We start from the raw sequence: 12,100 nt of genomic DNA on the forward strand, positions 1-12,100 counted from the left end.
TGCTTAGGCAAATGATTCAGCAGGATTCCATTTTGTTTGAAACTCTTTAAAACAAAGTTAAGGGTATGTGCATTTGTTTTATTTAATTTGCTGTGAAATACTTGATCTCGTCTTACTAAAATTTTCTTAAAGTCTCTTGAACCCTTTAAAAACTGTCTACATAGCACTTGGAAGCAACCAGGGTGCCAGAATTGATTTTTTACAGCAGGCGCTCGGGAAGATCCAGCAAAAGACCGGGGAAGTACTGGCAGTTTCGAGGGTGTATGAAACCCCTGCCATGGGATTTGAAGGCGATCCATTCTTAAACGCCTGTATCGCAGTGAGCAGCAGGTTCAAGCCCCACAAGATCCTAAGACAGTTGCTGGAAATTGAGAAAGTATTGGGGCGGGAGAGAAGAACCGGAAACCGCTATCAAAACCGGCCTATTGATCTTGACCTGTTGCTTGTAGAGGATGAGATCATTACTTCTAAAGAACTCAACCTACCCCATCCCGAAATCCCAAATCGCAATTTCGTGCTGGCTCCGCTTGCCGATATTGCTTCGGAAGTAATGCACCCTGTCAAAAAGGTCAAAATAAAAGCACTTTTTGAGGCTGTCGAAAAAGAGGGTCTTGAGCTTACCTCTCAAAAATTGCAACTTCCGCAGAAATTTTCCATCTCCGGATTTAATTACATAGCCGTAGAAGGAAACATTGGTGCCGGAAAGACCAGTTTTGCCACTATGGTTTCTGAAGATTTCAATGCGAAGCTTATCCTTGAACGTTTTAAGGACAATCCTTTTCTTCCGAAGTTTTACGAAGATCAGCCGCGATACGCTTTTCCCCTGGAAATGTCATTTCTGGCCGACAGGTATCAGCAACTCTCAGATGACCTGGCGCAGTACGATCTTTTTAAGGATTTTGTCATTTCAGATTACGATGTCTTCAAGTCGCTGATCTTTGCAAAGATCACCCTGCACGAGGATGAATACCTGCTTTACCAGAAGCTTTTCCATCTCATGTACAAGGAGCTGGTAAAGCCCGATCTATATGTGTATCTCTATCAGAATACCGAAAGATTGCTGGCAAACATTAAAAAGCGGGGCAGGGAATATGAGCAGAATATTGAAGCCGATTACCTCGCGAATATCAACCGCAGCTATCTCTCTTTCATCAAATCGCAACCTGGCCTGAATGTCAAGATCATCGATATTTCTGAACTGGATTTTGTGAAAAGAAGGGAAGATTATTTGGCGTTGCTTAAAGAGATCTCTTAATCACAAGTATGTTTCCAACCTTTTTTCATACCGCTAATCTCTAACCACCTGTTTCATGAGAATTATTTCACTTTTCATATTTCTACTTCTACTATCCATTAATGAGATTTTCGCTCAGGATTTTGAGCCCGGGTATATTGTTACTCTGGATAAAGATACTGTTCAGGGACTGGTTAAAGAGGGGATAGATGGGGATCTTGTATATGAAATGGAGTTCCGGAGTAGCAGCGATTCGGAGATCCAAAAATTCAGTCCACAAGAAATTTCAGGGTTTGGGTTCAATTACGACCGAACATTCCGAAGTTTCAGATTTAATGATATAGCGTCAGAAAAGGAAAAAGTGGTTTTTGCCAAAGAGGTGGAAACAGGTCAAATTGACGTGCTCATATGGCGAAAGGGTAAAAATCGCAAGCCAGACATGTTTTTGGTGAACCAGGCTTCTAATGATACCGTCCACCTCACCCGTCCAAGGAAGAAGATGACTACTGTGGATGGGAAACAGTTTTCCCAGGAAGATCGCAATTACCTGAGGTTGATGAATGATATTAAAGGAGAGGAATTTCAGCAAAAGGAGATAAGGTATACAGAAGACAAAATTCGCAAAGATATTTCCTCCTACAATCAACAATTTTCTGATGCTCATGATGCCTACAGCTACAAGGAAAAAAAGAGCAGGGAATATTCCTTTTTAGGAGGGATAGCTGTGAATGGCCCTTCTATGAAAGAGCAATTGAGAATAAGAGCTGCTGTTATTCAAAACAGAACAGCTGTGGAAAGAACAAACACCCTATCTTATATAAGTGGGATATTTTATACCTATCGCGAGAAAAAAGAAGTATCAATCCCCACTCAGTATTTTTATAAGGGGCATATTAATTTTAGAAGACAGGTTCTTAGTTTTATTCCTATAGGTATCATGTTTCAAGGTTCACCAGCTGCGATAAGACCTTATGTTTACGCTGGAGGAGGTGTGGGAGTTGGAAAGCTCGACGACTACTTTATAGAATTTGAGGCTATTCAAGGAACCGATACAGAATATGTTTTTGCACCTACCTTGACCGCCGGTGCGGGTGTGAAAATTCGAGTGGGTTCAAACTACATGGTAGCAGAGATTTCTCCCGGATCCTCCGGCTTATATTTGAATGCAGGTTTTACTTTTTAATTTATGGGGCTAGCTATTAGGCTGGAGCTCTGTGATTTTCGAAAACAGATCCCATAGCACCACTCCCGCACTAACTGCAATGTTGAGAGAGTGCTTACTGCCCAGTTGAGGGATTTCCAGTACTCCGTCGCTGGCCGAGACTATGTTTTGCTGCACGCCTTTGACTTCATTTCCAAAAACAACTGCATATTTTTGCCCTTTTTGAGAGGTGAATTCGTTGAGGAAAGTTGCACCTTCAGCCTGCTCTACGGCATGAACTTTTATATTCTCCTCCTGCAGCCTTTTTACCAGTTCAAGGGAGTCCTGCACATATTCCCATTCTACAGTTTCTGTCGCGCCCAGGGCTGTTTTTTGAATATCCTTATGGGGCGGAGTAGCAGTGATCCCACAGAGGTAAATCTTTTCGATGAGAAAGGCATCGGCGGTGCGAAAAATGGAGCCTATATTATTCAGGCTCCTTACGTTGTCTAAAATGACAATAATCGGGGTCTTTTCGGCAGCCTTGAATTCTTCGGTAGATTTCCTGTCGAGTTCGCTGTTCTTGAGCTTGCGGTTTTCCATGTGGCAAAAATAGATAATTAAAAAGCCACTCCCGAAAGGAGTGGCTTCTAAGCAGCTTGATCTAATAATTGGGGGTTAATTAGACGCTACTGCTTCGTGGCGTAGGTTGCCATGGGCTCCCATTTCGGGAGCAGGATCGGCTAAAATCCCGTTTCCGAAGAAATCCCGGTCTCCTGTATCGACAGAAAGCGGAATTCCTGCGTCTATTGCCGGAGAACCCGACTGTAATCTATAGGCACTAAGGTTGTCCAGGGAATTTCCAAATCCTATGGTTCCTCCATTCCCCGGATCGTTGAGGTAAGGTCTTCCTTCATAACCGACATCTGTACCGTCAACCACCTCATTTCCGGTGCTGCGGAAGGAAGCCAGGGAAGTATAAGTGGATCCCTTATACTTAATACTGAAGTTGCCGGAGGTGTAGTAAAGATTTCCGGAAACATTTGCATCGTAACCTGCAGGCACCTGTAAAAGATCGGCCCCGTTTTCGGCAAAAAGTATGTTGTTATGAAAATTTATGTTCTCGCTGATGGTCTTCCAGTTCAACACCTTTATTGCAGCTGAACCTGAATATTGCTTTTCAATATAGAGGGTGTTGTTATACACGTAAATATCTTTCATTGAAGATGGAGAAGATCCATTGAAGAGGTATACACTTCCACCATTTGTGGCAGCATCATTTTCACTTATGTTGTAGCGTACTGTTATGTTGCTCATAGGTCGGGCTCCTGTAAACTGCCCAATGAGAAAACCGGCCCCGTAGTTGTCGTGGGAGTAATTGTACTGCATGATGCCGTTGGTAACTCCTCCATCGAGGTCAAAGCCTCCCCCGTCTTTTGAGGTGCCCGATTTCATTCCGTAGACCTCGTTGTGCTGAATTACAACCTGATCTGCGTCCCAATACCATATCCCTACAGGTCCTCCCGAGGTATTGGCGTTGAGCTGGCCTGAGTTATAGACCGTGGAATATTCTATTACTGAATTTTGTACGTCGGAAAGTAGAATTCCGTTTCCGGAATGCGAATGAGTTTTGGTAGAAAGTCCTGAAATATTGAATACTTCGCAGTTGCGAACCACAATATTGCTGTGCGCATAACCGGTTTTGGAAGCTGAAAAATTTCCATAAGAAGAGATGCCCACGTCCATGATGTCATAAACTTTTGCCCTTTCCACAAGTACGTTGGTATATCCAGTATTGTTCACAGTGCCGTTCCAGGAGCCGAAAACAATTCCGAAATCCCTGAATCCATGCACCTCTACGTTAGTGACTTCGGCAAAATCAAGTTTGACGTCACCGCCAAGATCGGTGTAGAATTGTATACCGGAATTCTTTATTCCAGTAGAGGCATTTCCTGCAATGATCACATTGTCGATCCTGAAGCCGGCGGTGTTGTAGATATCGATCCCGTGACCATTTCCTGCCAGGATAGTGGCTCTTCCGGTTCCATAGGAAGAAACAGTTACAGGAGCTTCTGCGCCACCATTTCCATCATTACTGTCGAACTTTAAAGTTCCGGGAAAGGATTTGCCGCCCTCAAATAAGACCGCATCTCCCGGCTTTATGATCATGTTGTTGATTTTGTCAATAGATGCCCAGGCGTCGTTTGGAGTAAGGCCCGAGTTGTTGTCATCTCCTGTGGCGCTCACATAGTAGGTGTTGTTGGGGCAGGTATTATCACTTATAAATTCAGCTTCAATAATTCCGTTTTGAGGAGAGTTGTAAACTAGTTCACCCCAAATGGTAGAGCACGCATCTGCATCAGCTGCATTGGTAGTAAACCGGTGGATCCCCGACCATTGAACTGGCTCCTGCGTTGCTTTTTCGCCTGCTTTGAGGGTGCAGAATGTATAGCCGCCATCTGTAGTACAGGATTCTTCGACCACAAGTTGGGCATTCACCAAAGAGCCCAATACTGCCTGTATGGTGAGCCCGGTTTTTCCATCTTTTTTGGTAAGTAGCATATTAAAGGTACGGTCTTCATTGTTGAGTTCTATACCATCCAGCGTAGTGGTTTGATTCTCACAATTGGTGCAACGATATACTCCGGTCACAGGGGTCACCGGTGCAGTTGCAGTGTGTTCTGCTACAACGGCCGAACCTTCTTCGCCATGTATCACCACATCGGCCAAAACAGGATTTCCCAACTCATCCAGGTAGAAGTTCATCTCCATATCTTCTGAATAAAGGAAAACATTAAAATCTTCCGGGGATTTTTGAGATGACTTATTATCATCCATTACCACTTCAGCTTCCAGGATCTCTCCTGTGTTTAGTGTAAGCTTTGCTTTCCCGCTCAATATCTTTGAAGGCTCATCTTTTTGAGCGGTAAAATCCAGGTTTAAGGTGCCACGGGTATTTGAGGTCTTACTCGCAAAAACTCCTTTGTACAGGACCTGTTCTTTTTCTATGATTTCGGGGGTGGGTTTCGATTCCAGGTTAAGCTCCGCAATTTCCTCTTTTGAGCAGGAGGTCATCAGGAGGAGACAGGCGAAAAAAGACAGAAATTTAGATCCCTTAAAAGTTAATTTTAGGCTAAAATTCTGATTATTAAATTTTTCAGGAGTAAAAATTTTCTTCATATCATGTTCAATTCATAGGACAAATAAAGAACTAAAACAGATAAACAACAAAAAAAATCGATGAAATACACAATTTACCATTTTGAATGTCAGGGAGTTGAGTAGGAAGATTCTTATGAAAATTTCCTTAAGGCCTATGGCTTCTGGGATAAAAATTCTTCAGGAGTTTTCGAAGAATTTTTAAAATTGAGTTGTGAATAAAAGTTTGAAAATCAGAAAGGGGAAGATTACCTTTAAAGGAAGAGAATCTATATTTTAGCCTTCAGCAAAAATTTGAGCACCGTGTCAGGAAAATCAGAGAAGAAGATCACGCCTTTAATGCAGCAGTACAACAGCATCAAGAAGAAATATCCCGATGCCATGCTGCTTTTTAGGGTAGGAGATTTTTATGAGACCTTTGGGGAGGATGCCGTTAAAGCAGCACGCATTCTCAATATTGTACTTACTAACCGCAATAACGGGAGCGAGCGCAGTGAACTGGCAGGTTTTCCACATCACTCCCTCAACACCTATTTACCAAAACTGGTGAAAGCGGGGGAGCGGGTAGCTATTTGTGACCAACTGGAAGATCCAAAACTCACCAAGAAAATTGTCAAAAGGGGAGTGACCGAGCTGGTGACCCCGGGAGTGGCTATGAATGATGAGGTACTCCAAAGCAAGACCAACAATTTTCTCTGTGCGGTCAACTTCGGAAAAAGATCTTACGGGATCTCATTTTTGGATGTCTCTACAGGAGAATTCCTCACCGCCGAAGGCTCTGCAGAATATATTGATAAGCTGCTTCAAAATTTCAGTCCAAGTGAGATTTTGGTGCCTAAACAGAAGAAAAAGGAATTCTTTAAAAGTTTTGGAGAAGATCACCATGTATTCTTTCTCGAGGACTGGGTCTTTAAACTGGATTACGCATATGAAAATCTCAATACCCATTTTAAGACCAAATCTTTAAAAGGTTTTGGAGTAGAGCACCTGGAGGAAGGGATCATCTCTGCGGGTGCTGTTCTGTATTACCTGGGAGAGACTCAACATCACCGGTTGCAACATATCACGGGCCTCACCCGCATTGCGGAAGAAGAGTATGTGTGGATGGACAGGTTTACGATCCGCAACCTGGAGCTTTATACTTCCAATGCCCAGAATGCGGTCACCCTGCTCGATGTGATAGACAAAACCATCTCCCCAATGGGTGGGAGAATGCTAAAGCGCTGGTTGGCTCTACCTCTCAAAAATATCGATAAGATCAAGAAGCGCCACCAAATCGTAGAATATTTGGCCAGGAATCCGGAGACACTTCAGGAGATAAGAACACACATCAAGAAGATAAGTGACCTGGAGCGATTGATCTCCAAGGTCGCGACAGGAAAGGTTTGTCCGCGGGAAGTCGTGCAGCTAAAGAGCTCCCTTGAGGCAGTGATTCCCGTAAAAGCCCTGGCTACTTCCTCTTCCGAAGAAGCTTTAAAAGTGATGGGAGATAACCTGCAAGGCTGCGACCTGCTTCGGAACAAGATCAAAGAAACCCTGTGTGAGGATGCTCCTGTAAATATCCTGAAGGGTAAAACTGTGGCTGAAGGATTTTCCCCGGAACTGGATGAGCTGCGTAAAATAGCATTTTCGGGCAAGGATTATTTGGATAAACTAATTGAGAGAGAAAGTGCAGCTACGGGAATTTCATCTTTAAAAATCGGGAGTAATAATGTCTTTGGCTATTATATCGAGGTAAGAAATACACATAAAAATAAAGTTCCGGAAGATTGGGTAAGGAAGCAAACTTTGGTAAATGCCGAGCGCTACATTACCCAGGAACTCAAGGAATATGAGGCAAAGATACTGGGTGCCGAAGAGAAGATCCTGCAGCTGGAACAGGAGATCTTTGGAAAGCTGGTCGCGTGGATAGGAGATTATATACAGCCGGTTCAACAGAATGCGGTTCTCGTAGGGCAGCTGGATTGTCTTTGCTCCTTTGCACAGCAGGCCATTTCAGAGAATTACTGCAAGCCGCAAATTGACGATTCCTATGAGCTGGAGATCTCCAATGGCCGTCATCCCGTAATAGAAAAGCAGTTGCCACTGTCTGAATCCTACGTCGCCAATGACCTATACCTGAACAGAGAAAGTCAACAGATCATTATGATCACCGGGCCCAATATGAGTGGTAAATCGGCCATTCTAAGACAAACGGCCTTGATTGTGCTCATGGCCCAGATGGGAAGTTTTGTGCCGGCCGAAACTGTGCGGCTTGGACTGGTAGATAAGATCTTTACCAGGGTGGGAGCAAGTGACAATATTTCTATGGGAGAATCCACGTTTATGGTGGAAATGAATGAAACAGCGAGTATTTTGAACAATCTCTCAGAGAGGAGCCTGGTGTTGCTGGATGAAATTGGGCGGGGAACAAGCACCTATGATGGGATCTCCATAGCCTGGGCTATTACCGAATACCTGCACGAACATCCTGCACGGGCAAAAACCCTGTTTGCTACCCATTATCACGAGTTGAATGATATGGGAGAAACCTTTGGGCGCATTAAGAATTATAATGTTGCTGTAAAGGAGCTCAAGGATAATGTGCTCTTTTTGCGAAAACTGGTGCCGGGTGGCAGTGAACATAGTTTTGGGATTCACGTCGCCCGAATGGCAGGTATGCCGCAGCAGGTTTTGAGAAGGGCAAACAAAATTCTGGAAAAACTGGAAGAGTCGCATGGAATGAAGGAGAAGTCGGGAACCTTGAAAAAATCGGTAGAAGATGACATGCAGCTTAGCTTCTTTAATCTGGATGATCCTATCCTTGAAGAACTTAAGGAAGAAATCCTGCATCTGGACATCAACACTCTTACCCCGGTGGAAGCTTTAATGAAACTCAATGAGATAAAGAGGATGCTTGGTAAGGGGCAGAAGGCCGGAGTTTAAGCCGGAAAAGGATTAAAAAAGGCTTATGTTTTTTTGAAAAAATAGCTTTGCCAGTTTCAGAAATGTTTTAAATTTGCACCGCAATACTCTCAGCAACGGGAGATGTTCTTTTAAATGCGAAAATAGCTCAGTTGGTAGAGCGCCACCTTGCCAAGGTGGAGGTCGCGGGTTCGAATCCCGTTTTTCGCTCTGGAAATTAAATTGGAGATGAACACTTAGTTTATCGTCAGTAAAATTTTAAAGCGACAGGTCGCGCCTGCCTGCCGGTAGGCAGGGGTTCGAATCCCGTTTTTCGCTCATCACACCTTCCACGCTCGGATGGTGGAATTGGTAGACACGTTGGACTTAAAATCCAATGAACAGCAATGTTCGTGCGGGTTCAAGTCCCGCTCCGAGTACTGAAACCCTTGTTAATCTATTGATTTTCAAGGGTTTTTTGGTTTTTAAAATTTAATTTCCCGACACTTTCCCGACAAGTGGAGAAATCCTTCTCTTCATATTCTTTGCTATCAATTCGTACATATTAATACTCGTTTAAAAGGAATAATATTTTTTTTGAATAAAACTATAAATTATAGTTGTGCAACTATAAAAAATAGTTACATTTGAAAAGAATATCTGAAGGAGAAGAAGTGTTTCAGAAAATGAAAAACTCAAAAGTTTACTGTATTGGAAAAACTGACAAAGAAAGAAGAACTCATAATGGAAGTGCTCTGGAAACTAAAAAAAGCTTTTGTAAAAGAAGTAATTACTGAATTAAAAGGACAGAGCCTTCACTACAATACGGTTTCTACAATTATTAGAAACCTGGAAGACAAAAAATTTGTTTCGCATGAAGCATTTGGAAATACCCACCAATATTTTCCCCTTCTGACGAAGGAAGAATATGGGAAGGAATTAATGACAATGACTTCAGTAAAATTTTTTAATAATTCCTTTAAAAATATGTTTTCATACTTCGCCAAGGAAGAAAAGATAAGCGTTGAGGAACTAAAGGAAATTATAGACATTATTGAAAAAAAGAACTGTTAATGGAAGTGTTTCTTATTCACATAATAAAGAGTAGTGCACTGTTAAGCATATTTTTCATCGCTTATCACTTCCTCTTAAGAAAAGAGACTAGTTTTAATAGTAACAGGCTTTTCCTTATAGCCGGTATTCTTTCTGCAGGCATCCTTCCTTTCGTAAAAATTACTCGGGAAGTGATTGTTGAGACGATTATTGACCAAGGCCAATTGTTTGAAGATGGAAATACTGTATTTGCCAGCCTGCCGCAAAACAAAGCTGATCTATGGCAGATAGTAGGAATAATCTATATTCTAGTCACAGTATTTTTGCTAAGCAAATTCATTTTTCAAATCGTAAAGGTTGCAAAGCTCGGCAGGAGGCATTCTCATAAAAAAGAAGGAGCTTTTCTTTATATCGAAACCCATACCAGCACCTCTCCTTTCTCCTTTTTCAATATGATAGTCTTCAATCCATCTACCCATTCACAAGAAGAATTGAAGATGATCTTAGAGCATGAAAAAGTCCATTCTCGCCAGTTACACACTCTGGACATACTTCTGGCAAATTTTGCGACTGCCTTTCTTTGGTTTAATCCGTTGAGCTGGTGGTACAGAAAATGTGTGGAACAAAACCTGGAATTTATTGCGGACAGGGAGACGATAAAGTCTACTGGGAATCAAAAAGAATACCAGTACGCTTTGTTGCGAGTTTCGCAGGAGGGAAATTTTTCAGGTTTGTTGAATCATTTCCATCGTTCATTTATCAAAAGCAGAATTATTATGCTGAAAAAGGGTACAACAGATAAAAGTCACAGATGGAAGCACTTTTTGGTTTTACCAGCTCTGGTTTTCTTTCTACTTGGGTTTAATACGGAGGAGGAGGTCATATTTTCTAATAAAGAAGAACAAACAAAAGTCTACTCAGCAATAGGACAGGAGCCAGTTTTCTTTATTGATAGTACCACGTCTGATTCTTATTTTCGGGGGATGGAATCTTATTTCCGCAAAAATTATCCAAATCTTCAAATTGCTTTTACTGGAATTACGAGAGACGCCGATTTGGCATTGACTGGGTTCCAGATTGAAACCAAGTTTGAGGGAGAAAAGATATTTACAAAGAGAATGGAAAACCTAAGTGAACAGGAATTAAAACCGCGGTTTGCGGTTCAGTATTCTCCGGAGAAACAGGCATTGATCATCAAAGAACAATTCGAAAAAGAATTACAAATATCCATCACGAAAGAGGCAATTCACGCTAGTCATATTGAGCAATTAGTTGACTAAAGGCGGAGAACCCTTTAATTTTTAAGGAAATAGCTGGTGAAATCGGCTACACGATTTCAGAAATAATCCCAACTTCAAATTTTCTGAAGAGGACCTTCCATTATTTAATCTAAACCACTTTAAAAACTAATTCATGAAAAATTTAGCATTAGTTATTCTTCTAATCGGATGTCAAGCACTTAGTCAAGAATCTATTACTATGACTTTAAATCCGGTCGAAATAGATCAAGATTTAAAGATTGTTCTAGACTTTGAAAATATAAGCTTGGATGAAGTGCAGTTTAAAGGCAATTCGATTAAAGACAAATATTACGTTTTAAGGCTGAAGGAATTTAAGCAAGGTACCCTCACTACTACTCAAACTTTATTTGACGAAAGAGGGAATAAATATTTTAAAGTGGATTCAACCTTTACCGCCTTCAGATTTATGAGTAAGATAGACAAAGACCACCTAAAATTATGGATCAGGAGTAACAGGTTTGGAAGTAAACAATCATACTTTGGAATTAACGACAATAATGGGAGATATGTGGTAAAGGATTTCCTTGGGAGCGAGAGGAGCTTGAAAGTTCCCGCAGATAGTCCTTTCTACGTCTATGCTATCATCACTCCCAATCGCAGCTCTAATGGGTCCGGATCCTATTGCCGAGTAGCCCAGTCAAAAGTGAATCCTGAAGAATTCGGAAGGGAATTCGATATCCCACATTACTTTCTTGTGGAAATGGAATTTGTGGAGGCTCAATCAAAAGGATAAGTAATCTGTGGGAGGATATTTTTACTGAAGAACAAACCTCATAAAAATCATATGAAAAGAATATCACATTTATTTCTATTGTTTTTGATTGGATTAATATCCTGCTCAAGTGAGAAAACGAATCAAAAAATTGAAGAAGAATATGTAATAACTGGGCAGCTCACCGGATTCCCAAATGGTGCTATTGTTTATTTAAAGAATTTATCCACAGATGCTAATATAGACAGTACACGAGTAGAAAATGGAAAGTTTTTAATGAAAGGGAAATTAATTAATCCACCTGAACAACTTTGGTTAACTTCAAAAGTAAAAGGGAATTCCCTCTACGCTAATCTTTTAATGGGAAATGATAGCTTATTTGTGATTGGAGATGCCAAAGATTTTCCCTGGAAAATTGAAAGAAAGGGCTCTGGATTACAGGAAGAATATAATCAAGCTCGAAACGTAACCAAAGAATATGAGATTGAAAGGGATTCATTAATTAATTTTTTTGTTGCCTTGTCTCCAGAAGAGCAGCAAAAACGCGGTAAGGAAATTTGGACAAGAATTGGTAAGATCGATAGCATTACTCTGGCAAAAAGAATCCAGTATATTAA

General features: G+C 41.4%; 10 protein-coding genes and 2 tRNA genes. 9 read left to right on the forward strand and 3 right to left on the reverse strand.

Annotation, left to right across the window (positions count from 1 at the left end):
* Window positions 1-136: 136 nt before the first annotated feature.
* The gene (gene folK, locus ACXYMT_RS05030; protein ID WP_459057997.1) at window positions 137-1,255 is read left to right on the forward strand and encodes a 2-amino-4-hydroxy-6-hydroxymethyldihydropteridine diphosphokinase; all 1,119 of its coding nucleotides are present in this window, start codon (window positions 137-139) and stop codon (window positions 1,253-1,255) included.
* Window positions 1,256-1,310: 55 nt separating this feature from the next.
* Entirely contained in the window at window positions 1,311-2,417 is a 1,107-nt protein-coding gene (locus tag ACXYMT_RS05035; RefSeq protein WP_459057998.1) for a hypothetical protein, read from the forward strand.
* A gap of 9 nt (window positions 2,418-2,426) precedes the next feature.
* Here ACXYMT_RS05035 and ACXYMT_RS05040 read toward each other — a convergent pair whose 3' ends face one another.
* Both ACXYMT_RS05040 and ACXYMT_RS05045 read right to left on the reverse strand, forming a co-directional pair.
* Window positions 2,427-2,978, reverse strand: coding sequence for an RNA methyltransferase (locus ACXYMT_RS05040; RefSeq protein WP_459057999.1), 552 nt, complete (start codon window positions 2,976-2,978; stop codon window positions 2,427-2,429).
* A 75-nt stretch (window positions 2,979-3,053) separates the two neighbouring features.
* On the reverse strand, window positions 3,054-5,555 hold the full coding sequence (locus tag ACXYMT_RS05045) for a hypothetical protein (protein ID WP_459058000.1): 2,502 nt from the start codon (window positions 5,553-5,555) through the stop codon (window positions 3,054-3,056).
* A gap of 318 nt (window positions 5,556-5,873) precedes the next feature.
* Here ACXYMT_RS05045 and mutS point away from each other — a divergent pair, with 318 nt between their 5' ends.
* From mutS to ACXYMT_RS05065, 4 genes are all read left to right on the forward strand, one after another.
* Window positions 5,874-8,459 (forward strand): DNA mismatch repair protein MutS, encoded by a 2,586-nt coding sequence (gene mutS, locus ACXYMT_RS05050; protein WP_459059146.1) that lies wholly within the window; start codon window positions 5,874-5,876, stop codon window positions 8,457-8,459.
* Between the two features lie 116 nt (window positions 8,460-8,575).
* Window positions 8,576-8,648 (forward strand) — tRNA-Gly (locus ACXYMT_RS05055).
* Between the two features lie 123 nt (window positions 8,649-8,771).
* Window positions 8,772-8,857: transfer RNA gene (locus ACXYMT_RS05060), tRNA-Leu, on the forward strand.
* A gap of 271 nt (window positions 8,858-9,128) precedes the next feature.
* Entirely contained in the window at window positions 9,129-9,491 is a 363-nt protein-coding gene (locus ACXYMT_RS05065; protein WP_459058001.1) for a BlaI/MecI/CopY family transcriptional regulator, read from the forward strand.
* 305 nt (window positions 9,492-9,796) lie between these two features.
* Here the strand turns inward: ACXYMT_RS05065 and ACXYMT_RS05070 are convergent, their stop codons facing one another.
* Window positions 9,797-9,949: a hypothetical protein gene (locus ACXYMT_RS05070; protein WP_459059172.1), complete on the reverse strand. Its 153-nt coding sequence runs from the start codon at window positions 9,947-9,949 to the stop codon at window positions 9,797-9,799.
* Between the two features lie 18 nt (window positions 9,950-9,967).
* Here ACXYMT_RS05070 and ACXYMT_RS05075 point away from each other — a divergent pair, with 18 nt between their 5' ends.
* The 3 genes from ACXYMT_RS05075 to ACXYMT_RS05085 form a co-directional block, all read left to right on the forward strand.
* The gene (locus ACXYMT_RS05075; protein ID WP_459059147.1) at window positions 9,968-10,750 is read left to right on the forward strand and encodes a M56 family metallopeptidase; all 783 of its coding nucleotides are present in this window, start codon (window positions 9,968-9,970) and stop codon (window positions 10,748-10,750) included.
* Between the two features lie 133 nt (window positions 10,751-10,883).
* Window positions 10,884-11,504 carry a hypothetical protein gene (locus ACXYMT_RS05080; RefSeq protein ID WP_459058002.1) on the forward strand — a complete coding sequence of 207 codons (621 nt, stop codon included), beginning with the start codon at window positions 10,884-10,886 and terminating at the stop codon, window positions 11,502-11,504.
* A 51-nt stretch (window positions 11,505-11,555) separates the two neighbouring features.
* Window positions 11,556-12,100 (forward strand): DUF4369 domain-containing protein (locus tag ACXYMT_RS05085; protein WP_459058003.1); only part of this gene is annotated, 545 nt, incomplete at its 3' end.

The organism is Salinimicrobium sp. CAU 1759, from assembly GCF_054482715.1.